General features: G+C 70.9%; 24 protein-coding genes. 17 read left to right on the forward strand and 7 right to left on the reverse strand.

Annotated features, from left to right (window positions below):
* Window positions 1-147 precede the first annotated feature (147 nt).
* The 3 genes from ybaK to ACX9I7_RS08555 form a co-directional block, all read right to left on the reverse strand.
* Window positions 148-651, reverse strand: a complete 504-nt coding sequence (gene ybaK, locus ACX9I7_RS08545) for a Cys-tRNA(Pro) deacylase (protein WP_459386951.1) — start codon at window positions 649-651, stop codon at window positions 148-150.
* A 16-nt stretch (window positions 652-667) separates the two neighbouring features.
* Window positions 668-1,405: an LON peptidase substrate-binding domain-containing protein gene (locus ACX9I7_RS08550; protein ID WP_358634487.1), complete on the reverse strand. Its 738-nt coding sequence runs from the start codon at window positions 1,403-1,405 to the stop codon at window positions 668-670.
* An 87-nt stretch (window positions 1,406-1,492) separates the two neighbouring features.
* Window positions 1,493-3,097, reverse strand: a complete 1,605-nt coding sequence (locus ACX9I7_RS08555) for an oxidoreductase (protein ID WP_459386952.1) — start codon at window positions 3,095-3,097, stop codon at window positions 1,493-1,495.
* Between the two features lie 229 nt (window positions 3,098-3,326).
* Between ACX9I7_RS08555 and hisD the strand changes: the two genes are divergently transcribed.
* The 8 genes from hisD (at window position 3,327) to hisF (ending at window position 9,108) form a co-directional block, all read left to right on the forward strand.
* Window positions 3,327-4,652 carry a histidinol dehydrogenase gene (hisD, locus tag ACX9I7_RS08560; RefSeq protein WP_387577486.1) on the forward strand — a complete coding sequence of 442 codons (1,326 nt, stop codon included), beginning with the start codon at window positions 3,327-3,329 and terminating at the stop codon, window positions 4,650-4,652.
* Window positions 4,649-5,755: a histidinol-phosphate transaminase gene (locus ACX9I7_RS08565; RefSeq protein WP_387577488.1), complete on the forward strand. Its 1,107-nt coding sequence runs from the start codon at window positions 4,649-4,651 to the stop codon at window positions 5,753-5,755. The genes hisD and ACX9I7_RS08565 overlap by 4 nt, the downstream gene beginning before the upstream one ends.
* On the forward strand, window positions 5,752-6,345 hold the full coding sequence (gene hisB / locus ACX9I7_RS08570) for an imidazoleglycerol-phosphate dehydratase HisB (protein ID WP_387577490.1): 594 nt from the start codon (window positions 5,752-5,754) through the stop codon (window positions 6,343-6,345). The genes ACX9I7_RS08565 and hisB overlap by 4 nt, the downstream gene beginning before the upstream one ends.
* A 2-nt stretch (window positions 6,346-6,347) precedes the next feature.
* Entirely contained in the window at window positions 6,348-6,515 is a 168-nt protein-coding gene (locus tag ACX9I7_RS08575; protein ID WP_189455162.1) for a hypothetical protein, read from the forward strand.
* On the forward strand, window positions 6,512-7,153 hold the full coding sequence (gene hisH, locus ACX9I7_RS08580; RefSeq protein ID WP_459386953.1) for an imidazole glycerol phosphate synthase subunit HisH: 642 nt from the start codon (window positions 6,512-6,514) through the stop codon (window positions 7,151-7,153). The genes ACX9I7_RS08575 and hisH overlap by 4 nt, the downstream gene beginning before the upstream one ends.
* 73 nt (window positions 7,154-7,226) lie before the next feature.
* The gene (gene priA, locus ACX9I7_RS08585; RefSeq protein WP_126913701.1) at window positions 7,227-7,955 is read left to right on the forward strand and encodes a bifunctional 1-(5-phosphoribosyl)-5-((5-phosphoribosylamino)methylideneamino)imidazole-4-carboxamide isomerase/phosphoribosylanthranilate isomerase PriA; all 729 of its coding nucleotides are present in this window, start codon (window positions 7,227-7,229) and stop codon (window positions 7,953-7,955) included.
* Entirely contained in the window at window positions 7,952-8,356 is a 405-nt protein-coding gene (locus ACX9I7_RS08590) for a RidA family protein (protein ID WP_358634495.1), read from the forward strand. The genes priA and ACX9I7_RS08590 overlap by 4 nt, the downstream gene beginning before the upstream one ends.
* A complete protein-coding gene (hisF, locus tag ACX9I7_RS08595; protein ID WP_387577493.1) occupies window positions 8,353-9,108 on the forward strand; it encodes an imidazole glycerol phosphate synthase subunit HisF in 756 nt (251 codons plus the stop codon). The genes ACX9I7_RS08590 and hisF overlap by 4 nt, the downstream gene beginning before the upstream one ends.
* 54 nt (window positions 9,109-9,162) lie before the next feature.
* Here the strand turns inward: hisF and ACX9I7_RS08600 are convergent, their stop codons facing one another.
* Together ACX9I7_RS08600 and ACX9I7_RS08605 are read right to left on the reverse strand one after the other, a co-directional pair.
* On the reverse strand, window positions 9,163-9,714 hold the full coding sequence (locus ACX9I7_RS08600; RefSeq protein WP_459386954.1) for a DoxX family protein: 552 nt from the start codon (window positions 9,712-9,714) through the stop codon (window positions 9,163-9,165).
* Window positions 9,715-9,786: 72 nt separating this feature from the next.
* Entirely contained in the window at window positions 9,787-10,419 is a 633-nt protein-coding gene (locus ACX9I7_RS08605) for a TIGR03085 family metal-binding protein (protein WP_126913697.1), read from the reverse strand.
* A 34-nt stretch (window positions 10,420-10,453) separates the two neighbouring features.
* Here ACX9I7_RS08605 and hisI point away from each other — a divergent pair, with 34 nt between their 5' ends.
* The 9 genes from hisI (at window position 10,454) to ACX9I7_RS08650 (ending at window position 18,474) form a co-directional block, all read left to right on the forward strand.
* Entirely contained in the window at window positions 10,454-10,822 is a 369-nt protein-coding gene (hisI, locus tag ACX9I7_RS08610; protein ID WP_189455150.1) for a phosphoribosyl-AMP cyclohydrolase, read from the forward strand.
* A 27-nt stretch (window positions 10,823-10,849) separates the two neighbouring features.
* Window positions 10,850-12,409 carry an anthranilate synthase component I gene (locus tag ACX9I7_RS08615; RefSeq protein ID WP_459386955.1) on the forward strand — a complete coding sequence of 520 codons (1,560 nt, stop codon included), beginning with the start codon at window positions 10,850-10,852 and terminating at the stop codon, window positions 12,407-12,409.
* Window positions 12,410-12,537: 128 nt separating this feature from the next.
* On the forward strand, window positions 12,538-13,164 hold the full coding sequence (locus tag ACX9I7_RS08620) for a TIGR02234 family membrane protein (RefSeq protein ID WP_387577498.1): 627 nt from the start codon (window positions 12,538-12,540) through the stop codon (window positions 13,162-13,164).
* Between the two features lie 110 nt (window positions 13,165-13,274).
* A complete protein-coding gene (locus ACX9I7_RS08625; RefSeq protein WP_189455144.1) occupies window positions 13,275-13,502 on the forward strand; it encodes an HGxxPAAW family protein in 228 nt (75 codons plus the stop codon).
* Window positions 13,503-13,608: 106 nt separating this feature from the next.
* Window positions 13,609-14,019 carry a DUF2752 domain-containing protein gene (locus ACX9I7_RS08630; RefSeq protein WP_459386956.1) on the forward strand — a complete coding sequence of 137 codons (411 nt, stop codon included), beginning with the start codon at window positions 13,609-13,611 and terminating at the stop codon, window positions 14,017-14,019.
* A gap of 354 nt (window positions 14,020-14,373) precedes the next feature.
* A complete protein-coding gene (trpC, locus tag ACX9I7_RS08635) occupies window positions 14,374-15,183 on the forward strand; it encodes an indole-3-glycerol phosphate synthase TrpC (protein WP_387577502.1) in 810 nt (269 codons plus the stop codon).
* A 342-nt stretch (window positions 15,184-15,525) separates the two neighbouring features.
* Window positions 15,526-16,785, forward strand: a complete 1,260-nt coding sequence (gene trpB, locus ACX9I7_RS08640) for a tryptophan synthase subunit beta (protein ID WP_358630348.1) — start codon at window positions 15,526-15,528, stop codon at window positions 16,783-16,785.
* Window positions 16,785-17,600 carry a tryptophan synthase subunit alpha gene (gene trpA / locus ACX9I7_RS08645; RefSeq protein ID WP_397612769.1) on the forward strand — a complete coding sequence of 272 codons (816 nt, stop codon included), beginning with the start codon at window positions 16,785-16,787 and terminating at the stop codon, window positions 17,598-17,600. Before trpB ends, trpA begins: the two co-directional genes overlap by 1 nt.
* 85 nt (window positions 17,601-17,685) lie before the next feature.
* Window positions 17,686-18,474, forward strand: a complete 789-nt coding sequence (locus ACX9I7_RS08650) for a DsbA family protein (RefSeq protein WP_387577506.1) — start codon at window positions 17,686-17,688, stop codon at window positions 18,472-18,474.
* Between the two features lie 17 nt (window positions 18,475-18,491).
* Here the strand turns inward: ACX9I7_RS08650 and ACX9I7_RS08655 are convergent, their stop codons facing one another.
* Both ACX9I7_RS08655 and ACX9I7_RS08660 read right to left on the reverse strand, forming a co-directional pair.
* Window positions 18,492-18,833 (reverse strand): hypothetical protein, encoded by a 342-nt coding sequence (locus ACX9I7_RS08655; protein ID WP_459386957.1) that lies wholly within the window; start codon window positions 18,831-18,833, stop codon window positions 18,492-18,494.
* Window positions 18,834-19,391: 558 nt separating this feature from the next.
* Window positions 19,392-23,228: a polymorphic toxin-type HINT domain-containing protein gene (locus ACX9I7_RS08660; protein WP_459386958.1), complete on the reverse strand. Its 3,837-nt coding sequence runs from the start codon at window positions 23,226-23,228 to the stop codon at window positions 19,392-19,394.
* Between the last annotated feature and the right edge of the window lie 31 nt (window positions 23,229-23,259).

Here is a 23,259-nt window from a genome sequence, read left to right on the forward strand (position 1 = left end):
CCTACGCCGGCCTACGGCCGTGGTTGGCGCGGCCCTTCTTCAGCCGCCACCGGCGCTTACGGGTGCGCTTCGACATGGGCGTCCCCTCCCATAGTGGACCGCTCGCGTGGCGGTCCCCTTCGGTCGTAACGACGGCGCGGACCGCCGTCAAGGGCGTGCGATCGCCGCCACCACCGCCCCCATCAGCGCCGCCAGATCCTCCGGCGCGAGCTCGACCTCCAGCCCTCGCCGCCCCGCCGACACACAGATCGTGGCGTGCGTCCGCGCGGACGCGTCCAGCGCGGTCGGGAGGCGCTTGCGCTGCCCGAGCGGGGAGATGCCGCCCCGGACGTACCCGGTCGTGCGCTCCGCGGCGGCCGGGTCGGCCATCGCGGCGCGCTTGCCGCCGACGGCCGTGGCGAGCGCCTTGAGGTCGAGCGAGCCCGACACCGGCACGACGGCCACGGTCAGCGCGCCGTCGACCTCGGCGACGAGGGTCTTGAAGACCCGCCCGGGCTCCACGCCCAGCGCATGCGCGGCCTCCTCGCCGTAGGAAGGGGTGGCCGGGTCGTGCTCGTAGGCGTGGACGGTGAAGGCGGCACCGGCCTTCTCCAGGGCGACGATCGCGGGCGTCGAGCCCGCGCCCTGCCGTTTGCCGTTCTTCTTCGCCAAAACCTCGTCCTGTCGATCAGTTGGGGCTGGTGGGCCGCCGGGTGAGCTCGACGGCGGGCAGGGAGGGGAGTTTGCCCATGACGGCCGTCTCGGCGCGCAGCAGCCGCAGCTCGTCCGCGAGCCGCGAGGCGGTGTCGGGCGCCTGGAGCAGCCGCTGCTTGGCCGGGGTGTCCAGCACGGCCGCCGCCGCGACCAGGTAGGACAGCACCCGTGGCTCGCCCGGCAGCTCCGCGCGGCCCGCGAGCGAGGCGTCGTTCGCCCCGGCCAGCCGCTTCTGGTAGGCGCGGAAGGCCCGGACGACGCCCGAGGCGAGGGCCCCGGCCCCCTCGCCCTGCCGCTCCTCGACGTGCTCGATCTCGGCGGTCAGGTACGGGCCCGAGGCGTCGACGGACAGCAGCCGGAAACGGGTCGTGCCGGTGGCGAGGACCTCGTAGGAGCCGTTGGGGCGCTTGCGGATGGTGGCGGCGTCCGCGACGCAGCCCATGGCGAAGAAGGACGCGATCGGGTCGGGGCCGAAGCCGGAGGCGGGGCCCGGCTCGGGGCGGGCCTCCTCCGGCAGGCCCGGGGCGCTGGGGGCCACCTCGTGGCCGTCGCGGATGGCGACGACGCCGAAGCGGCGCGGTGTGTCCTCGGGCAGCTCCGCCAGGTCACGCATCAGCGTGCGGTACCGCCGCTCGAAGACGTTCAGCGGGAGCACGAGGCCCGGGAACAGCACCGAGTTCAGCGGGAACAGGGGAAGGCGCTCGGTGGTCACGGGCCGTAAGCCTAATGGCCGGGCGGCCCGGTGGAGCGGGGATTTCACCGGGGGCGGAGCGCCCCCGGCCGTGGGCTCCCTGTCGGCTCACTGCCGGCGCAGCAGCCGGGAGGCGCCCGCCGCGACCGTGGTGGCGAGGATCCAGCCGAGCAGGGTGAGGGCCGCGACCACCCACTGGGCGGCGCCGGCGGGCCGCCACGCGGTGCCCTGGCCGAGGTCGATGACGGGCAGCAGCAGGTCCAGGGAGTACAGCTCGGGGTTCCAGACCGGGCCCTCGCCCTCCTTGACCGGCGGCAGCGGCCGGTAGGAGAAGTAGCAGGCGCCGATCGCCCACAGCACCGCCATCCACACGGCGGCCCGGCCCGGCCGGTAGCCGTAGGCCACCGTCCAGTCCTGGAGGTGGCCCCAGGCCCGGCCCGCCGGGGGCAGCGTCTCGCGTCTGCGGCGCTGCTTGGCGAGGAGGACCTCCCGCGCCTCGGCGTCCTCGCCGCTGGCGCGCAGGGCGCCCGCCAGCCGCTCGTAGGGCTCCGGCGCGTACTCGGGGGTGGCCGCCGCCAGCCAGTCCAGGCGGCGGGCCAGGGGGAAGGAGCCCATCGGGATCAGGTTCTCGTAGGTGAAGCCGGCCATGGCCAGCCCGCCGGGGCCGGGCCAGCTGTCGAAGCGGTCGACCAGGTTGACCACGCGCGCCCCGGACAGCACCACCCGGCCGCGCTGCTGCCGCTCCCCGAGGAAGCGCAGCTCGGGCGTCTGCACCCGGCGCAGCGACAGCTCCTGGTCGGACTCCATCACGAAGCGGGCCTCGCTGAGGTCCACGGCGTCGCCGAACCGCCCGTCGTCCAGCCGCGCCCCGCCCAGGCACTCGAAGCGCCGCTGCCGGGCGTTCTGCTCGGGCACGGAGGTGGCGATGCCGAACGGGGGAGTGGCGCCGCTGGTGTAGCGGGCGTAGCCGAGGCCCGCCGAGGTCAGGTAGAGGGTGCGCTCGACCTTCAGCTGCGGGGCGTTGAGCGCGCGGCGGCCGAAGGGGTTGTTGAGGGTGGAGCCGCGCAGGCTCAGCGAGGCGCCGATGGTCGCGCCGCGCATGCTCAGCTCGCCGTGGGAGCGCATCATCTCGGCCTGGAGGTCCTGCCCCACGGTCATCCCGTCGGCGGCGATGGACAGCCCGCGCCGGTCGCGGCGCACCACCAGCTGGTTGAGCAGCAGGTCCGTGCCGATGTGGGCGTCCGTCAGCCGGATGCCGTGCTGGACGACGCAGCGCGGCAGGTGGAGATCGCCCTCGGTGCGGATCCGGGCGGCCTCCACCCGGGGGATGGCACAGCCGACCAGCCGGAGGGTGGAGAAGGTGCTCTCGGGCAGCAGCAGCTGCTGTTCGAACCGGCAGTTGTTGAGCTCGACGTAGGGGGTGACGGTGCCGCCGGAGAGGTCCAGGGTGCCGGTGATCCGTACGCCGTTGAGCTTGAGCGCGGCGACCCGGCCGGGGTGCGGCGGCGGGCCGCTGAGCAGCAGCAGGGCGACGACCCGGGCGCGGACGGTGCGCTCGGGGCCCCAGGGGTGCTGCCCGCTGGGGTCGTTGAGCTCGGGCCGCGGGCCGCGCAGGTCGAGGGTGGCGCCCTTGCGGAAGGCCTCCCACATGTCCCGCTCGGCGGTGGTCAGCTCGAGATCGGCGGGCGGTGCGCCCACGGCTCCCTCGGTCACGGTCTCCCCCCTCTCGCGGCCTCTCCCGGCCCGAACGTTTTCCATGGCGGGGCGCGTACGTTCGTAAGCGCCCCGCGTACCCGCCCCATTCCCGCCGGGTGACCGTTCGAACACCGGCGGTGAGTGGCGATTGTCCGTCCACCGTCAGCCAAAGATCAACTCATTGGCGGCATATCACTGGGTGGTACGGGGAGCGGTGCGACAGGACGGGTCTGAGACAATTGACGGCGTGATCTCCCGAATCGATCTGCGCGGCGACGCCTTCCCTGTGAACGGCATCGACCGCGACCTGCTGCCCCGTGCCGAGCTCGACGTCGAGGCCGCCCTGGAAAAGGTGCGGCCCATCTGCGACGACGTGCATCATCGCGGCACCGCGGCCCTGATCGACTACGCGGAGCGCTTCGACGGAGTGAAGATCGACCGGGTGCGGGTCCCCGCCGAGGCGATCACCGAGGCCCTGGAAGAGCTCGACCCGGCCGTGCGCGCCGCGCTGGAGGAGTCCATCCGCCGCGCCCGCCTCGTCCACCGCGAGCAGCGCCGCACCGACACCACCGTCCAGGTCGTGCCCGGCGGCACGGTCACCGAGCGCTGGGTGCCCGTCCGGCGCGTCGGCCTCTACGTCCCCGGCGGCCGGTCCGTCTACCCCTCGTCCGTCGTGATGAACGTCGTCCCGGCCCAGGAGGCCGGCGTCGGCTCCATGGCCGTCGCCTCCCCGCCCCAGGCCGACTTCGGCGGCCTGCCGCACCCCACGATCCTGGCCGCCTGCGCGCTGCTGGGCGTCGACGAGGTGTACGCGGCCGGCGGCGCCCAGGCCGTCGCCATGTTCGCCTACGGCACCGACGAGTGCCCCCGGGCCGACATGGTCACCGGCCCCGGCAACATCTGGGTCGCCGCCGCCAAGCGGCTGCTCAAGGGCCGCATCGGCATCGACGCCGAGGCCGGCCCCACCGAGATCGCCGTCCTCGCCGACGCCACCGCCGACCCGGCGCACGTCGCCGCCGACCTCATCAGCCAGGCCGAGCACGACCCGCTGGCCGCCTCCGTCCTCGTCACCGACTCCGAGGAGCTCGCGAACGCGGTCGAGAAGGAGCTCGCGGTCCAGGTAGCCGCCACCAGGCACGTGGAGGACCGGATCCTCCCCGCGCTCGGCGGCCGCCAGTCCGGCATCGTGCTGGTCGACGGCATCGAGCAGGGCCTGGAGGTCGTGGACGCCTACGCCGCCGAGCACCTGGAGATCCAGACCGCCGACGCCGCCGCCGTGGCCGCCCGCGTCCGCAACGCCGGCGCGATCTTCGTCGGCGCGTACTCCCCGGTGTCCCTGGGCGACTACGCCGCCGGCTCCAACCACGTCCTGCCCACCGGCGGCTGCGCCTGCCACTCGTCCGGGCTGTCCGTGCAGTCCTTCCTGCGCGGCATCCACGTCGTGGACTACTCCCGCGAGGCGCTGGCCGACGTCGCGGGCCACGTGGTGACGCTCGCCGAGGCCGAGGACCTGCCCGCCCACGGCGCGGCGGTCAAGGCGAGGTTCGACTGGAAGGTTCCGGAAGGCAAGTGACCGGTATCGACGACCTCCCCATCCGGGACGAGCTGCGCGGAAAGTCCCCGTACGGCGCCCCCCAGCTCGACGTGCCCGTACGCCTGAACACCAACGAGAACCCCTACCCCCTCCCCGAGCCCCTGGTGGCCCGGATCGCCGAGCGCGTCGCCGAGGCCGCCCGGCACCTCAACCGCTACCCCGACCGGGACGCGGTCGAGCTCCGCACCGAGCTCGCCAAGTACCTCACCCGCACCACGGGCCACGAGGTCACCATGGCGAACATCTGGGCCGCCAACGGCTCCAACGAGGTCCTCCAGCAGCTCCTCCAGACCTTCGGCGGACCCGGCCGCTCGGCCATGGGCTTCGAGCCCTCGTACTCGATGCACGCCCTGATCTCCCGGGGCACCGGCACCGGCTGGATCTCCGGCCCGCGCCGCGCCGACTTCCGCCTGGACGTCGACGCCGCCGTGGCCGCCATCGCCGAGCACCGGCCCGAGGTCGTCTTCATCTGCTCGCCGAACAACCCCACGGGCACGGCGGTCGACGAGGAGACGGTCCTGCGGCTGTACGAGGCCGCGCAGGCGGCCCGCCCCTCGCTGGTCGTCGTCGACGAGGCGTACGGCGAGTTCAGCCACCGCCCCTCGCTGCTGCCGCTGATCGAGGGCCGCCCGAACCTCGTCGTCTCCCGCACCATGTCCAAGGCCTTCGGCGCCGCCGGGCTGCGCCTCGGCTACCTCGCCGCGCACCCCGCAGTGGTCGACGCCGTCCAGCTCGTCCGGCTGCCGTACCACCTCTCGGCCGTCACCCAGGCCACGGCGCTCGCCGCCCTGGAGCACACGGACACGCTGCTCGGCTACGTCGAACAGCTCAAGGCCGAACGCGACCGCATCGTCACCGAGCTGCGCGCCATGGGCTGCGAGGTGACCGATTCCGACGCCAACTTCGTCCAGTTCGGACGCTTCGACGACAGCCACGCCGCCTGGCGAGCCATCCTCGACCACGGGGTCCTCGTACGGGACAACGGCGTCCCGGGCTGGCTGCGGGTGACCGCGGGCACGCCCGAGGAGAACGACGCCTTCCTGGACGCAGTACGCGCCATTCGCAAGGAGAGCACCACATGAGCCGCGTTGGGCGCGTCGAGCGCACCACCAAGGAGACCTCCGTCCTGGTCGAGATCGACCTCGACGGCACCGGGCAGGTCGACGTGTCGACCGGGGTCGGCTTCTTCGACCACATGCTCGACCAGCTCGGCCGCCACGGCCTCTTCGACCTCACCGTCAAGACCGACGGCGACCTCCACATCGACACCCACCACACCATCGAGGACACCGCCCTCGCGCTGGGCGCCGCCTTCAAGCAGGCCCTCGGCGACAAGGTGGGCATCTACCGCTTCGGCAACTGCACCGTGCCCCTGGACGAGTCCCTCGCCCAGGTCACCGTCGACCTCTCCGGCCGCCCCTACCTCGTGCACACCGAGCCCGAGAACATGGCGCCGATGATCGGCGCCTACGACACGACGATGACCCGGCACATCCTGGAGTCCTTCGTCGCCCAGGCGCAGATCGCCCTCCACGTCCACGTCCCGTACGGGCGCAACGCCCACCACATCGTGGAGTGCCAGTTCAAGGCCCTCGCCCGCGCCCTGCGCTACGCCAGCGAGCGCGACCCGCGCGCGGCCGGGATCCTCCCGTCGACGAAGGGCGCCCTCTAACCGTGAACGGCACCTCCACCGCGCTCATCCTCGTCGGCCTGTTCCTGGTCGGCGGCATCTACTCGTTCGTCAAGCAGGGCATGCCCAAGGGCGTGATCGTGCTGCTCGGCATAGGCGCGGCCATGTCCCTGGCCGCCGGCGTGCTGCGTATCGAAGGACTGTGGTCATGAGCACCCCGAAGAAGGTCGTCGTCTTCGACTACGGCTTCGGCAACGTCCGCTCCGCCGAGCGGGCCCTCGCCCACGTCGGCGCCGACGTGGAGATCACCCGCGACTTCGACGCGGCCATGAACGCCGACGGGCTCCTCGTCCCCGGCGTCGGCGCGTTCGACGCCTGCATGCGCGGGCTGCGCTCCGCGCGCGGCGACTGGATCGTCGGGCGCCGGCTGTCCGGCGGCCGTCCCGTCATGGGCATCTGCGTCGGCATGCAGATCCTCTTCGAACGCGGCATCGAGCACGGCGTCGAGACCGAGGGCCTCGACGAGTGGCCCGGCACGGTCGAGCCGCTCAAGGCCGACGTCGTCCCCCACATGGGCTGGAACACCGTCACCCCGGCCGAGGGCTCCGCGCTCTTCGCCGGCCTCGACGCGGACACCCGCTACTACTTCGTGCACTCCTACGCCGTGCGCGAGTGGAAGCTGGAGGTCGGCAACGCCAACATCCGCGCCCCCAAGGTCACCTGGGCCACCCACGGCGAGCCGTTCGTCGCCGCCGTGGAGAACGGTCCCCTGTGGGCCACCCAGTTCCACCCCGAGAAGTCCGGCGACGCCGGAGCGGTTCTGCTCCGCAACTGGCTGGACACGCTGTGACCGCAGCACCCCGCCGTCGCCGCGCCGACGGCCGTGACACCCGGCCGGCTCCCTCATCCGTAAGGTCCACTTCATGACCCACCGCCTCGAACTCCTGCCCGCCGTCGACGTCCGCGGCGGCCAGGCCGTCCGTCTCGTCCATGGCGAGTCCGGCTCCGAGACGTCGTACGGCGACCCGCTCGCCGCCGCTCAGACCTGGCAGCGCGCGGGCGCGGAATGGCTCCACCTCGTCGACCTGGACGCCGCCTTCGGCACCGGCGACAACCGCGCGCAGGTGGCCGAGGTCGCCCGCTCGATGGACATCAAGGTCGAGCTGTCCGGCGGCATCCGCGACGACGCCTCGCTCGCCGCCGCCCTCGCCACCGGCTGCACCCGCGTCAACCTCGGCACCGCCGCCCTGGAGACCCCCGAGTGGGTCGCCAAGGTCATCGCCGAGCACGGCGACCGCATCGCGGTCGGCCTGGACGTCCGCGGCACGACCCTCCGCGGCCGCGGCTGGACCCGCGACGGCGGCGACCTCTACGAGACCCTCGCCCGCCTCGACTCCGAGGGCTGCGCCCGCTACGTCGTCACCGACATCGCCAAGGACGGCACCCTCCAGGGCCCCAACCTGGAGCTCCTGAAGAACGTCTGTGCCGTCACCGACCGTCCGGTCGTGGCCTCCGGTGGCGTCTCCTCTCTTGACGATCTGCGCGCGATCGCCACCCTGGTACCGGAGGGCGTCGAAGGCGCGATCGTCGGGAAGGCCCTCTACGCCAAGGCGTTCACCTTGGAAGAGGCCCTGGAGGCAGTGTCCGTATGAGCGATACCCCGGCCCGGCGGCACGTCCAGACGAACAGTCCTTGGGAAGCGGAGATCGGCTTCGCACGTGCCGTCGCGGCCGGGGACCGGGTGCACGTCGCGGGGACGATGCCGCTGGTGAACGGCGTCCTCCACGGCGAGGGCGACCCCTATGTGCAGGCCCGCACGGCCTTCGGCAACGCGCTCGCCGCGCTGAAGGAGTTCGGCCTCGGCACGGAGTCCGTCGTCCGCACCCGGATGTATCTCACCCACGCGCGGGACGTGGACGCGGTCGGCCGCGCCCACAAGGAGCTCTTCGACGCCGTCCGGCCCGCCGCGACCATGGTCGTGGTCTCCGGCTTCGTCGACTCCCGCGTGCTGGTCGAAGTAGAAGTAGAAGCTTTCAGAGGAGCAACGGCGTGACCCTCGCGGTCCGAGTCATCCCCTGCCTGGACGTGGACAACGGCCGGGTCGTCAAGGGCGTCAATTTCCAGAACCTCCGCGACGCGGGCGACCCCGTCGAAATGGCCCGGATCTACGGGCGGGAAGGCGCCGACGAGCTGACCTTCCTCGACATCACGGCCTCCTCCGGCAACCGCGAGACCACCTACGACGTGGTGCGCCGCACCGCCGAGCAGGTCTTCATCCCGCTGACGGTCGGCGGCGGCGTCCGCACCGCCGAGGACGTCGACAAGCTGCTGCGCGCCGGCGCCGACAAGGTCGGCGTCAACACCGCCGCCATCGAACGGCCGGAGCTCATCCGCGAGATCGCCGAGCGCTTCGGCCGCCAGGTCCTGGTCCTGTCCGTCGACGCCCGCCGCACGGCCTCCGGCTCCTTCGAGGTCACCACCCACGGCGGGCGCCGCGGCACCGGCATGGACGCCGTGGAGTGGGCCCACCGCGCCGCCGAGCTGGGCGCCGGCGAGATCCTGCTGAACTCCATGGACGCCGACGGCACGAAGGACGGCTACGACACGGAGATGATCACCGCCGTGCGCCGTCACGTCACCGTCCCCGTCATCGCCAGCGGTGGCGCGGGCCGCCTGGAGCACTTCGCCCCGGCGGTCGAGGCGGGCGCGGACGCGGTCCTGGCCGCGTCGGTCTTCCACTTCGGCGACCTGCGCATCGGGGACGTCAAGGAAGCCCTGAAGGACGCCGGGCACGCTGTGCGCTGAATTTCAGCCCGTCCGGCGTTGAGGACCGGGGGTTCGGGGGCTCCGCCCCCGGACCTAGGCCCGGATCAGCAGGAAGATCGCCCCCACCACCAACGCCAACGCGATCGCCCCCACCCCGTACACCACCCGATGCGCCCGCAGCACCGGCAGGTAGTGGTCCACCGCGTACACCCCCGGCCCGGTCAGCGCCAGCGCCGCCGCGCTCACGGCCACCAGCAGCGTGAACTCCACCCCGCTGGGCAGCAGGAATCCGCCCTCCCAGGTCACCCCCAGCGCGTTGACCATCGTTCCCAGCACCGCCGCCGCAGCCAGCGGTGTGAGCAGCCCCAGGAACAGCCCGGCCCCGCCGAGCGACTCGCTCAGCCCGGCGATCACGGCCATCGCCTTCGGCGCCGGGTAGCCGGCCTGCTTGAAGTACTGGGCCGTGCCGTCGACGCCCGCCCCGTCGAACCACCCGAAAAGCTTCTGCGTACCGTGCGTGACCATGATGATGCCGAGCATCATGCGCAGCAGCAGAAGCCCCCAGGAGTAGCCGGCCAGCGCTGACGACGGCTGGTCACGCCCCTGCCCGGCGAAGACGCGCGTCGTTCTGCTCCGAAAAGCCATGATCGGCACCTTCTTCCACCCCCGCTACCAGTGTCACCCCGGGTGTCAGGAGAAGCGAGCCTCGGATGCCTCCTACAGCCCCAGCGACGCCGCCCTCAGCTTGGCGATCGCCGTGTCCTCGCCCGCCAGCTCCACCCGCGCCGCGTCCTGCCGGCCGAAGGCGAACAGCAGCAGCTCGCCGGGCTCCCCGGTGACCGTCACCACGGGCGCGCCCTTCTGGGCGACCGCCGTCCGGCCGTCCGGGCGCCGCAGCACCAGGCCCACCGGCGACTTCCGGCCGACCAGCCGGGCGGTGCGTTCCAGCCGGCTCCACAGCGCGTCCGCGAAGACGGGGTCCGGCTCGCGGGGCGTCCAGTCCGGCTGGGCCCGGCGCACGTCCTCGGTGTGGACGAAGAACTCCACGGTGTTGGCCGCCTCGTCGACCTGCTTGAGGGCGAACGGCGAGGTGCGCGGCGGACCGGTGCGGATGAGCTGGATCAGCTCCTCGTACGGCTTGGCCGCGAATTCCGCCTGCACCCGCTCCAGCCGGCCGGCCAATGGCTTGATCACGACGCCGGCGGCGGCGTCGGGCCGCCGCTCGCGCACCACGGTGTGGGCGGCGAGGTCGCGGGCCCGCCAGCCCTCGCAGAGGGTGGGGGCGTCGGGGCCGACCGTCTCCAACAGGTCGGCGAGGAGCAGACGTTCGCGCTGCGCGTGGGTTGACATGGCGTCAGCCTACGACGCGGGGGACAATGGGGCCATGACCGGCAACACCCGCCCCCTGTCCAACCTCGACCCCGCCATCGCCGCCCGGCTCAAGCGGAGCGTCGACGGCCTGATCCCCGCCATCGCCCAGCAGTACGACACCGGCGAGGTGCTCATGCTCGGCTGGATGGACGACGAGGCCCTCCACCGCACGCTCACCACCGGCCGCTGCACGTACTGGAGCCGCAGCCGCCAGGAGTACTGGGTCAAGGGCGACACCTCGGGGCACGTACAGCACGTCAAGTCCGTCGCGCTGGACTGCGACGCGGACACGATCCTGGTCAAGGTCGACCAGGTCGGCCCGGCCTGCCACACCGGCACCCGGACCTGTTTCGACGCGGACCTGCTGCCCCTGGACCGCTGACCCCGCGCAGCCAGTAGGCTCCGCGCCATGGCTGCCACGTCCGCACACGCTTCCCACGGCCCCGGCGGAGCCGACGGGGATGTCACCCCCGACGCGGGGACCTTCCGCACGCTCGCGAAGGACCGCCGGGTCATCCCCGTCACCCGCCGTTTCCTCGCCGACGGCGACACGCCCGTGGGCCTCTACCGCAAGCTCGCCGCCGAACGGCCCGGCACGTTCCTGCTGGAGTCCGCCGAGAACGGCCGCACCTGGTCCCGTTACTCCTTCGTCGGCGTCCGCAGCGCGGCCACCCTGACCGTGCGCGACGGCGAGGCCCACTGGCTGGGCACCCCGCCCGTGGGCGTGCCGACCGACGGGGACCCGCTGGCCGCCCTGCGGGCCACCGTGGCGACGCTCCACACCCCCCGCGACCTGATCGAGGGCGAGGGGCTGCCGCCCTTCACCGGCGGCATGGTCGGCTACCTGGGCTACGACATCGTCCGCCGCCTGGAGAAGATCGGCGAGCACGGCGAGGACACCCTCGGGCTGCCCGAGCTGACCATGCTCCTCACCTCGGACCTCGCCGTCCTCGACCACTGGAACGGCACGGTCCTGCTGATCGCCAACGCGATCAACCACGACAACCGCGAGACCGGCATCGACGAGGCGTACGCCGACGCCGTCGCCCGCCTCGACGCCATGGCCGCCGACCTCCGCCGCTCGGTGGACACCCGGCCCACCGCCCTGCCGGCCTCCGAGCTGCCCGAATACACCGCCCGCTGGGGCGGCCCGGACTTCATGGCGGCCGTCGAGGACATCAAGGAGCGCATCCGCGCGGGGGAGGCCTTCCAGGTCGTGCCCTCGCAGCGGTTCGAGACCCCCTGCACGGCCTCCGCCCTCGACGTCTACCGGGTGCTGCGGGCCACCAACCCCAGCCCGTACATGTACCTGTTCCGCTTCCCGGACGGCGACGGGGGCGCGTTCGACGTGGTCGGCTCCAGCCCCGAGGCGCTGGTGAAGGTCGAGGACGGGCGCGCGCTGGTGCACCCCATCGCCGGCACCCGCCCGCGCGGCGCCACCCCGCAGGAGGACGCCGCCCTGGCCGAGGAGCTGCTGGCCGACCCCAAGGAGCGCGCCGAGCACCTGATGCTCGTCGACCTCGGCCGCAACGACCTGGGCCGGGTCTGCGAGCCCGGCAGCGTCGAGGTCGTCGACTTCATGTCGATCGAGCGCTACAGCCATGTGATGCACATCGTCTCCACCGTCACCGGCCGGCTCGCGCCGGGGCGCACGGCCTTCGACGTCCTCACGGCCTGCTTCCCGGCCGGCACCCTCTCCGGCGCGCCCAAGCCGCGCGCCATGCAGATCATCGAGGAGCTGGAGCCGGCCCGCCGGGGCCTGTACGGGGGCTGCGTCGGCTACCTCGACTTCGCCGGGGACTCCGACACCGCCATCGCCATCCGCACCGCCCTCCTCCGCGACGGCACCGCCTACGTCCAGGCCGGCGCCGGCATCGTCGCCGACTCCGACCCGGCGGCGGAAGACGCCGAATGCCGCCACAAGGCCGGCGCGGTCCTCAGAGCAGTCCACACGGCGAACCGCCTGTAGTGGGGGTGTGGGCAATCGTTCCGCAGGGCTGGGGGCACCTCCCAGCGGTAGCTGGGGGAGGGTGGGCACACACCCACGGCCCGCACCCGCCCACCGGCCCGCACCCCCGACAAGGGATAGTGGTACCCGTGACCGCAGCAGTACCCACTTCCCGCCCCCAGGCACGCAAGAGCCTCGCCGCCGCCCTCCTCCTGGGCGCCCTGGGCCCCGCCCTGGTCCTCCTGGCCACCGGCCGCACCTGGTCCGAGGGCACCGCCGCCGCCGAGCGCGGCATCAGCATGGCCCAGCAGGCCAGCGGCCAGGAGGTCACGGCCCTGCCCGGCGCCCTGGCGGTCGTCGGCCTCGCCGCGCTCGTCGCCGTCTTCGCCGTGCGCGGCGCGGCCCGCCGCTTCGTCGCCGGGCTGCTCGTGATGAGCGGCGCCGGAGTGGTGGGCGCGTCGGTCACCGGGCTGAGCGACACCACCGCCCTGGAGGAGAAGGCCGCCAAGGTCGCGGGCCTGACCCGCGCCTCCATCGCCGACGTCGGGCACACCGCCTGGCCGTGGGTCGCCGTCGCCGGCGGCGTCCTGCTCCTCCTCGCCGGGCTGCTCGCCCTGCGCTTCGGGACGCAGTGGCCCGCCATGTCCGGCCGCTACGAGCGCGGCGACGCGCCCGCCCCGCGCCGCGCCAAGGCCCCCGCCGACCCGGAGCGGCCCGAGGAGCTGTGGAAGGCCCTCGACCGGGGTGAGGACCCCACGGGCGGCCCCGCGCGATGACACGCCCGGCCGGACGCCAACCCCGGCGCACGGCCGCCCGGCACGTCGGGGACAATGGCCCCAGCGATCTCCGCGCCCCCGGGCGCGCCACAGCAACGAGGAGTCAACTCATGTCGGGTACCGACCACGGACACACCCCGGCCGCCTGGACCGGTGTCACCATCGCCTTCATCGGCTTCTGCATCGCGGGCGCGTTCGTCGTCATGGCCAAGCCCGTCGGTTTCTGGGCCGGCATGGTCGTGGTGGTCCTCGGCGGCGTCGTCGGTGGGGTCATGCGGATGATGGGCATGGGCCAGTCCCCGAAGAAGGCCCCGCAGACCGCCGGGACCGGGGCCTGATCCGTCCCGTCCCTTCGGCGCCGAGGCGCGGCCCGGGCCCGTACGGGGTACCCCGTACGGATGTCCTGAGCTGCGCCTTCGTGCTACCCGGCGGAAACTGCCCGGTATGACGTCCGAGACCCTCCCGCGCCGCCTCGCCGCCCCGCTCGGCGTCGCCGCCGGGCTGGCCGCGGCCGTCACCCGGGTGGCCGTGGTGGACCCCAACCGTCCCGGTTCCTATCCGGCCTGCCCGCTGCTGCGCTGGACGGGCCTGTACTGCCCGGGCTGCGGCGGGCTCCGCGGCCTCCACGCGCTGGCCCACGGCGACCTCGGCACGGCGCTCGGCGCGAACGCCCTGGCCGTCGCCGGGTACGCCGCCTTCGCCGTGCTCTGGACGCTGTGGCTGGTCCGGGCGGCCCGGACGGGCGGGGGCATGCCCGTCGCGTTCCGGCCGGAACACGTCTGGGCGCTGGCCGGGATCGTGCTGCTGTTCACGGTCGTACGCAATCTGCCGTGCGGCTCGGCACTCGTGCCGTAGATCCCACCCGTAAGCCATACGTTCGGTGACGGATCGGTTCCGCCGACGGCGTCGACCGTCAGGGACCGCAACGGACCGGCGCTGACCGGTAAGGATTGTTGTGGATCGACACGGTCCGGTACGGACCGATCCTGATCGTTCGCGTACGGTGTACGTAACCTGAACACCGCGCGCGAACCCCGCACCACGCACCGTGCGCACCGGAGGGCACCCCTCCGGTCGTCCGATGGGCGGGATGCGCGTCAACCGGATGCGAAACCTTCGCCCTCCGGCAAGTACCATCGCAATTGCCTGATGTGGTGAAGTCGTGCCGCACCAGACCTGACCAGCCGATTCCGGAAGGGGGCCGCTCGCGTGAGTGTGCTCGACGAGATCATCGACGGAGTCCGCGCGGACCTCGCGGAGCGGCAGGCGCGCGTCAGCCTCGACGATCTCAAGGAGCGCGCGGCCAAGGCCCCCCAGGCCAAGGACGGCGCGGCCGCCCTCGGCGGCGAGAACGTCGGCGTGATCTGCGAGGTCAAGCGGTCCAGCCCCTCCAAGGGCGCCCTCGCCGCCATCGCCGACCCGGCCGGCCTCGCCGCGGACTACGAGGCGGGCGGCGCGTCCGTCATCAGCGTCCTCACCGAGCAGCGCCGCTTCGGCGGCTCGCTCGCCGACCTGGAGGCCGTCCGCGCCCGGGTCGACATCCCGATCCTGCGCAAGGACTTCATCGTCACGGCCTACCAGCTGTGGGAGGCCCGCGCCTACGGCGCCGACCTGGCCCTGCTGATCGTCGCCGCGCTGGAGCAGGAGGCCCTCGTCTCCCTCATCGAGCGGGCCGAGTCCATCGGGCTCACCCCGCTGGTCGAGGTGCACGACGAGGAGGAGGTCCAGCGCGCCGTCGACGCCGGGGCCCGCATCATCGGCGTCAACGCCCGCAACCTCAAGACCCTCGAGGTGGACCGGGGCACGTTCGCCCGGGTGGCCCCCGAGATCCCCGACGGCATCATCAAGATCGCCGAGTCCGGCGTCCGCGGCCCCCACGACCTCATCGCCTACGCCAACGACGGCGCCGACGCCGTCCTCGTGGGCGAGTCCCTGGTCACCGGCCGCGACCCCCGGACGGCCGTGGCCGACCTGGTCGCCGCCGGCGCCCACCCCGCCCTCCGCCACGGCCGGGGCTGACGAGCGCGATGACCACCGGCCGCGCACGCCGCACGGGACCGGGCCGACGCCCGGCCCCCGTCGGCGTGCCCGCGGCCGGGGCCGGGCGGCCGGGCCAGGGCCCGGACTCCCCTCAGCACTCCTACGCCGGGCTGGCCAGGGGCTGCCGCCCCCGCGGCTGCCGGGCGCCCGCGCGCCGCGTGCGCGGCCGCCGGGTGCGGTACCACATCGGCTGTGAGCCGGGTCAGATCAACGGGATGCGATGGCGTCGCGGCGTCCGGCCGTAACCTTCCGTCATCACCGGGCAGCGCGCCCGTAAGCGCGCCCGCGCCCGGAACTTCCGCACATCCCAGGAGTGCTCACATGTCCTCCGGCTTCTTCGTACCCGACCCCGAGGGCCAGGTGCCGAACGCGTCCGGCTACTTCGGCGCCTTCGGCGGCAAGTTCATCCCCGAGGCCCTCGTCGCCGCCGTCGACCAGGTCGCCGCCGAGTACGACAAGGCCAAGGCCGACCCGGCCTTCGCCGCCGAACTCGACGACCTGATGGTCAACTACGCGGGCCGCCCCAGCCCGCTCACCGAGGTGCCGCGCTTCGCCGAACACGCGGGCGGCGCCCGTGTCTTCGTCAAGCGCGAGGACCTCAACCACACCGGCTCCCACAAGATCAACAATGTGCTGGGTCAGGCGCTGCTCACCAAGCGCATGGGCAAGACCCGCGTCATCGCCGAAACGGGCGCGGGCCAGCACGGCGTGGCGACGGCCACCGCCTGCGCCCTCTTCGGCCTGGAGTGCACCATCTACATGGGCGAGGTCGACACCGAGCGGCAGGCGCTCAACGTCGCCCGGATGCGGATGCTCGGCGCCGAGGTCGTCTCCGTGAAGTCCGGCAGCCGCACGCTGAAGGACGCCATCAACGAGGCCTTCCGCGACTGGGTCGCCAACGTCGACCGCACCCACTACCTCTTCGGCACGGTCGCGGGGCCCCACCCCTTCCCGGCCCTGGTCCGCGACTTCCACCGCGTCATCGGCGTCGAGGCCCGCCGCCAGATCCTGGAGCGCGCCGGCCGGCTCCCCGACGCCGCCGTGGCGTGCGTGGGCGGCGGCTCCAACGCCATCGGCCTCTTCCACGCCTTCCTGCCCGACGAGGGCGTCCGGCTGATCGGCTGCGAACCCGGCGGCCACGGCGTCGAGACCGGCGAGCACGCCGCCACCCTCACCGAGGGCACGCCCGGCATCCTCCACGGCTCGCGCTCCTACGTCCTGCAGGACGAGGACGGCCAGATCACCGAGCCGTACTCGATCTCCGCCGGCCTCGACTACCCCGGCATCGGCCCCGAGCACTCCTACCTCAAGGACATCGGCCGCGCCGAGTACCGGGCCGTCACCGACGCCCAGGCCATGGAGGCGCTGCGGCTCCTCTCGCGCACCGAGGGCATCATCCCGGCCATCGAGAGCGCCCACGCGCTCGCGGGCGCGCTGGAGATCGGCCGCGAGCTGGGCGAGGACGGCCTGATCCTGGTGAACCTCTCCGGGCGGGGCGACAAGGACATGGACACCGCGGCCCGCTACTTCGGGCTGTACGACACCGCGAACGCCGCGGGCACTGCCGAGGGGGCCGAGTGATGGCGGGCAACATCGAACTCCTGAACTCGGTCCTGGCCGCGGCCCAGTCCGAGAACCGCGCCGCGCTGGTGGGTTACCTGCCGGCGGGTTTCCCCTCCGTGGAGGACGGCGTCCGAGCCGTCACGGCGATGCTCGACGGCGGCTGCGACATCGTCGAGGTCGGGCTGCCGCACAGCGACCCGGTCCTGGACGGGCCGGTCATCCAGACCGCCGACGACATCGCCCTGCGCGGCGGCATCAAGATCAAGGACGTCATCCGCACGGTCAAGGAAGCGCACGAGATCACGGGCGCCCCCGTCCTCGTCATGACCTACTGGAACCCGGTCGACGCCTACGGCGTGGAGCGCTTCGCCGCCGACCTGGCCGCCGCCGGGGGAGCGGGCTGCATCCTCCCCGACCTGCCGGTCGAGGAGTCCGAGACCTGGCGCAAGGCCGCCGAACAGCACGGCCTGGCCACGGTGTTCGTCGTCGCCCCGAGCAGCCGCGACGAACGCCTCGCCAAGATCACGGCGGCGGGCAGCGGCTTCGTCTACGCCGCCTCGCTGATGGGCGTCACGGGCACCCGCGAGTCGGTGGGCCGCGAGGCCCAGGACCTGGTGCGCCGCACCCGGGCCGTCACCGAACTGCCGGTCTGCGTCGGCCTCGGCGTCTCCAACGCCACACAGGCCGAGGAGGTCGCCCAGTTCGCCGACGGCGTCATCGTCGGCTCGGCGTTCGTCAAGCGCCTGCTGGACGCGCCGGACCTGGAGTCCGGCATCGCGGCGGTCCGCTCCCTGGCGGGCGAACTGGCGGAGGGCGTCCGCAAGCGCGCGTAACCCTCACGAGGGTCACGTCCCCCTTTTGAAGGAAACGGCGACCGGGAGCGCGCTCGAGCGCGCCCCCGGTTCGTTGTACGGGGATGTGAGCCAGAAGAACAGCGACGGTAAGCGCAGCGCCCGCGAACGGCTGCAGGAACAGCGCCGGAAGGAAGAGTCCCGCGCCAAGCGCAAGCGGACCCTGATCGCGGTCGTCGCGGTGGCCGCCGTCCTGGGCGCCGGCGTGGGCATCGCGGCGCTGGTGGCGGGCTCCGGCGGCGGCAAGGACAACAAGCGCAAGACGGCCGGCCCCCTCCTCGCTCCCCAGGGCACCATCGGCAAGGACGGCCTCGCCATCCCCGTCGGCAACCAGGCCGCCAAGGCGAACCTGGTCGTCTTCGAGGACTTCCGCTGCCCCGGCTGCGGCCAGTTCGAGAACGGCTTCCGCGACACCATCCACGACCTGGAGGGCAAGGGCGAGCTGAAGGCCGAGTACACCCTGGTCACCCTCATCGACAAGAACCTCGGCGGCTCCGGCTCCCTGTACGCAGCCAACGCGGCGGCCTGCGCCCAGGACGCCGGCAAGTTCCTCCCGTACCACGACGAGCTCTACAAGAGCCAGCCGCCGGAGACGGTCGACGCCTACGGCAAGAAGGCCAAGCTCCTGGAGATCGCGAACAAGGTCCCGGGCCTCAACACCGCGTCGTTCCAGAAGTGCGTCGAGGACGGCCCCCACAACAGCTGGGTCCAGAAGTCCCAGGACACCTTCAGCAAGTCCGGCCACCGCGGCACCCCCACGGTCATCCTCAACGGCAAGAGCCTGTACGACGACCCGACGCATCCCCTGACGCCGCAGAAGCTGCGGGAACTGGTGGCGGCGGCACAGAAGGGGTGATGCGTGCTGGATGCTGATCAGGGAGTCTGTCGCTCAAGATTGGAGAGCGCTGCGTTCAGGTCCCGGCGATAGCTCCATTCCGCTCTGGAGGAAGTGTCCAATGAGACCTGGAAGAAGTCGGCAGCCCCTTTGGTGAGGGACTTGATAAGTTTATCTGCGTTCCCTACGGTGACACGCTTTCCCTCGGAGCCCTCAACCCTCACCTTGACTTTTCCGCCATGGATTCTCGACAGACCCATTTCGAACCGGCGTCCCGGAAAGCTGAGGACGGAATCCTTGCCTGCTGCAAATTTTTCGAGCGCCCCAAGGAACAGTGGCCATAGCGCATTAATAGTGTCACTTTCTCCGCGCCCCAGCATGCGGGCTCCATGGATGTCCAGCTCAATGAACCCTTGGACGCAGTCGTCCCGACTGAACTGAATTTTGTAGAGCTCGATGGGTATGGAATCTCCTGATTCGGAAATCAAGAATGATTTGACGCTGCTTCTGATGTTTTGGGCCCCGGAGGATGTTTATCCGCCGGGGCCCAAAATCGCCTATGTGTGAGCTATCCTCACGGATCTATGTAAGTCGGTCGATCCACCGCTGACACACATCTACGGTGACCGGCTCAAATAGTTCTGGAGTCGACACTTCGAAGAGGAACTGGGTCAGCAAGTCAACATCTGGCTCGTCGAACTCCAAGCGATCCAGCATATGTACCGCTCCGGCCCACTTGGGCAGTTCGGTGATATTCAATTCTCCCACTACGCACCGCTGTAGGATATCCCTGACAACAGTGACATTCAAGCATGCTGGAGGCCCATCATGCTGGTCGCAACGGTTGGCGTCTTCAATCAAGCCGTCCAAGGAGGCGCTCCATCGGATCAGGCTGGTAAGCGCCGCACATGCCTCTGAGTCCATACCTGACGGAATCCTTACTTGAACTTGACGTGAGCAATGTTCCCATCCGGAAGGAACGTCGTCTTGATGGTCATCTCCGTAACACCCTCGGAGTTAACTCGCTTCCGGTAGATCGCGAAAGACTTCGGAACTATCCCCGGGACCTTGTAGCTGAACTCGGCGCCGCCTCCAGGGAGACGGACTATCTCGGGGATCTCAGCTGCGCCGGGGCTCCCCTTCATAAACTTGGTTAAACTCTTCCGCAGCTCAGGCGAAAGGTCATCTACGCCACGCGCCGCAGCAACCTTTTCTCCCCGCGTCAGCTTGACAGCGCAACCCCCACCAGAATTATGAACGAGCACTGGCGTTAATCCCGCAAGCACATAGTACGTGTGGAGACCTTCGACGGAAAGGTTGTAGGTACGCGCGTGCTGATCATAGGGGTGATTGGATTGAACCCGGAGCGCGGTTTGATCACTGCTCAAGAGGCTGTTGCCGGGCCTTAGGTCCCTCGCTTCGAGCCACTTACGTTCCGATGGGCTCCAGAACGGGTGCTCGTGAGTGGCAGTAAGCTTCCTCGGCCCGTTGGGGGTCTCAATCGTCAGCTCGTTGAAGTGCTTGTCTTCTTCAGTGGCGATCAGCTGAGTGACCCTGCGAGATGATGTTTCCCCCGTAAGTGGGTTGGTTGCGAGGACCTGGTCATCTGTTCGGATATCTTCGATGTTCCTACTTGATCCATCCCCCATGAGCACTTTGGTGCCCGGCAGGAAACACTTGCATCCCTTCCGAAAGAATCGCGTCTTCCTGGCGACCCATTCGACGCCTCCCCCGGCCTTCTCTGCCAGCTTGGCGAGCTTCTTCCCCTTACCTACCGGACCGACCGCCAGTACTGCCCATCCGCAGGTACCGTTAAAGCCAAAATTCTCCTTGCACTCGACGACGGCAGGCCCGTCTAGCAAGTCCCAGAGGAACTTGTCTTCCTTTCTCCATGTGTCCGGATCATCCCAGCGCCATCCGTCGGGCTGCAATGGGCGCACTCTGTTGGCACGGGCCTGGGCTTCAACCTCTTCACGCTTGCGCTTCGCTGCCGCATTGGCCTCTTCTCGCGCTTGATCCTCGGCGTTCTTCTGAGCGAGTGCCTCTTCATATTCGATCGCCTGCAGTTCGAGAACGCGTGCTTGGACCTTTGCTGTGTAAATCTTGGCAGCATCGGCATCTTCGCCGGCCTGTCGTGCGTATTCGGCTGCTATACCAGCCGAAGAATAGGCGTCGTCGGCGAAGGAACTGGCCCAATCAGCCGATGTCTGAGCCTGGTCCGCGTAGTCTTCTGCGGCTGCGGCGTCGTTTTCCGCAGCAGCGGCTGCCTCGGTGGCTGTCTGGGCCGACCGGGCTGCTTCCGTCGCTGACGCCTGAGCTTGCTTCGAGTATTCGTCGGCCTGATTGGAATATTCTTGGGCCTTGCCTGCCGACACCGCCGCCTGGTCGGCGTACTTCTTCGCTTCGGTGGCTGCTTCGACACCCCTCAGTGCGGCGACGGCTGCTTCCGCGGCGTTCTTCTGCGCGGTCGCAGCGGCTACCGATGCCTCGGCGATGAGCTGTTTGACCGAGGCGACGTGTGTCGCGGCGAGGTGGTCCTGGCGAGCCGTGGCGTACTGCCCCATCTGGATGAACGCATGCAGATACTCGCGTGGTGCGTGAAGGGCGACCTCGGCTGCAGCCTTGGTCTCGGGGCCTCCGCTGTCTGTGAGCTGGGTGGCACGGATGCGCTCGTCGATTTCCCGGGCGGCGTACTGGCCTTCGCTGATGAACTCCCGCAGCTTGTCGACCGAGCCGCTCAGGAGCACTTCACGTGCCTCGTCCTTGACCTTGCGGCCGCCGGCGTCCGCGATCTGGGTAACGCGGATCTGGTAGTCGGTGCGGGCCGCCTCGTGCTGGCCGTTGTTCAGGAACTCGCTGATCTGCTTCGCATCGCCCTTGAGCGCTTCCTTGGCCGCCTTGCGGACATTGTCGAGGCTGCTTTCCAGGGCGAGGCGCTGAACCTCCGCACGGTCATCCTCCTGCACCGCCTGCTGAAGGCCGGTCCGTACGTATTCGCGGATGTTGTCGTCGCTGCCGGCGAGCGCGGTCTTGGCTGCCGCCTGGCTCCAAGGACCGCGAGTCCTCATCGCCCAGACGGCCACCTTGCGGCCATTGGCGGCCATGTCCTTGGCGTCGACGCCCGGTTTGGCTGCATCGGCGGCCAGGCGGGCCGCCTCGTCGTCGAGATCCTTGCGCTTCTTCTCCGCACGAGCCGCTTCGGCCCTGGCCTTCTCCTTCGCCTGCGAAAGTGCCTTGGCCTGCGCGATCCTGGTGTTCTTCCTGGTCTCGAGTTCCTCTTCCTCCACCTGTCGGGCAACGTCCTGCACCTTGCGTGCGGTGGCCACGGCGGAGTTCGCGTGGTCGGCTGCCTCCTGGGCCGCCTTCGCATGATTCTTGGACTGCTCAGCAGCCTTGGCCGCTTCGCCCGCGTGCTTGGCAGCTTCTTCAGCCGCCTTCGCCGCGTTCTCAGCGTGCACAGCGGCGGAGCGAGCAGCCCGCTCTGCCTCGCCCGCCGCGTCCGCCGCGACCCTGGCCAGATACTGAGCTCGCTTGGCCGCGCGAGCAGCCTCCCGCGCCTGGCTGCGAGCCGTACCCGCCCATTCACGGGCCAGTGCGGCCTGTTCAGCCGCCTCACCCGCGTACCCGCCGGCCTCGTCCGCCGAAGCGGCTGCTGCTTCAGCGTTCTCGGCAGCGTTGATAGCCGCGCTTACGGCGGTATCAACAGCTATGGCAGCGGCCTTGGCCTGTGAGGCAGCCTCTGCCGACGTGACAGCGGCCTTGGCAGCGTTGTGTGCAACTTCGGCCGCCTGTTTCGCCTCGTCCGCAAGACTGGCGTCCATAGCAGCGCCCGCAGCGGCATCACGTGCTCGCGCCCCTGCCTCGGCAGCAGCTGCGGCCGCAGCCGAGGCCTGGGCCGCGGCGTTCGCGGCCATCCTCGCCGCGTAGTTGGCGGCCTGTGCAGCCCCAATGGCCTCCTGTGCCGCCTGAGCGGCGCCTGCCGCGGCGTCCGCCGCACGGCCTGCGGCATCGGCAGCCCGTCCTGCGTCCTTGCCCGCTGCCTTGGTCCCGGACGCGGCCCGCTTCGCAGCCTCCTTGGCCAGCTCTGCTGCCCTCACCGCGCGTTCCGAAGCCGCCTTGGCCTCTTCGGTCTGTCGCTTGGCGACTTCACCGGCTTCCTTCGCCTGCTGGGCCAACTGGGAGACAGTGGCTCGCTCCTGGTCACGGGAACGGGCGATGTACTGGCCTACGTTCAGGAACTCCCGGATGTCCTCGATGGAGCCCCTCAGCGCGACCTCGGCAGCCTCCTTCGTCGCCGGGCCGCCGGCGTCCAGGATCCGGGTGACCCGGATCTTGTCATCGGAGTCGCGCGCCTCGTACTGGCCCTCGTCGACGAACTTACGGATGTCCTCTACGGACCCTTGAAGCGCTGCCGTTCCTGCTCGCCTGACTGCAGGGCCACCGGCGCTGACGATACGCGTGGCCGTGATCTTCAGGTCGGTCTCATGCGGCTCCCGCCAACCGTCCTTCAGGAAGTTGTGCAGGTCCTCGGTGGAGCCAGTCAGGGCGCTATACGCCGCCTGACGGACCTTCGCCCCACCGGCCGCAGCGATCCGCGTCGCATCGATGAGGTCGTCGCTGCGCTCAGCAGCATCCTTGCCCTCGGTGAGGAACTTGCGGACATCCTCGTCGCTACCCATGAGCGCGGCCTCGGCCGCGGCCTTGACATGGCGTCCGCCAAGCACCCACAGGTCGACAACCCGGCTACGATCGGTGATGGGGAGTCCCTCGTCCACCTCGGCCTCAGCTGGGCCCGCACCAAGCAGA

Source organism: Streptomyces sp. L500 (genome assembly GCF_054551825.1).

Excerpts from the sequence above, each read along its gene's own strand:
- hisI (WP_189455150.1), top strand. The coding sequence starts at position 10,454 with ATGACCGGCAACACCCGCCCCCTGTCCAACCTCGACCCCGCCATCGCC.
- ACX9I7_RS08615 (WP_459386955.1), top strand. The coding sequence starts at position 10,850 with ATGGCTGCCACGTCCGCACACGCTTCCCACGGCCCCGGCGGAGCCGAC.
- trpA (WP_397612769.1), top strand. The coding sequence starts at position 16,785 with ATGGCGGGCAACATCGAACTCCTGAACTCGGTCCTGGCCGCGGCCCAG.
- ACX9I7_RS08625 (WP_189455144.1), top strand. The coding sequence starts at position 13,275 with ATGTCGGGTACCGACCACGGACACACCCCGGCCGCCTGGACCGGTGTC.
- priA (WP_126913701.1), top strand. The coding sequence starts at position 7,227 with ATGACCCACCGCCTCGAACTCCTGCCCGCCGTCGACGTCCGCGGCGGC.
- ACX9I7_RS08630 (WP_459386956.1), top strand. The coding sequence starts at position 13,609 with ATGACGTCCGAGACCCTCCCGCGCCGCCTCGCCGCCCCGCTCGGCGTC.
- ACX9I7_RS08600 (WP_459386954.1), bottom strand. The coding sequence starts at position 9,714 with ATGGCTTTTCGGAGCAGAACGACGCGCGTCTTCGCCGGGCAGGGGCGT.
- hisH (WP_459386953.1), top strand. The coding sequence starts at position 6,512 with ATGAGCACCCCGAAGAAGGTCGTCGTCTTCGACTACGGCTTCGGCAAC.
- ACX9I7_RS08590 (WP_358634495.1), top strand. The coding sequence starts at position 7,952 with ATGAGCGATACCCCGGCCCGGCGGCACGTCCAGACGAACAGTCCTTGG.
- ACX9I7_RS08605 (WP_126913697.1), bottom strand. The coding sequence starts at position 10,419 with ATGTCAACCCACGCGCAGCGCGAACGTCTGCTCCTCGCCGACCTGTTG.
- trpB (WP_358630348.1), top strand. The coding sequence starts at position 15,526 with ATGTCCTCCGGCTTCTTCGTACCCGACCCCGAGGGCCAGGTGCCGAAC.
- ACX9I7_RS08655 (WP_459386957.1), bottom strand. The coding sequence starts at position 18,833 with ATGCTGGGGCGCGGAGAAAGTGACACTATTAATGCGCTATGGCCACTG.
- hisB (WP_387577490.1), top strand. The coding sequence starts at position 5,752 with ATGAGCCGCGTTGGGCGCGTCGAGCGCACCACCAAGGAGACCTCCGTC.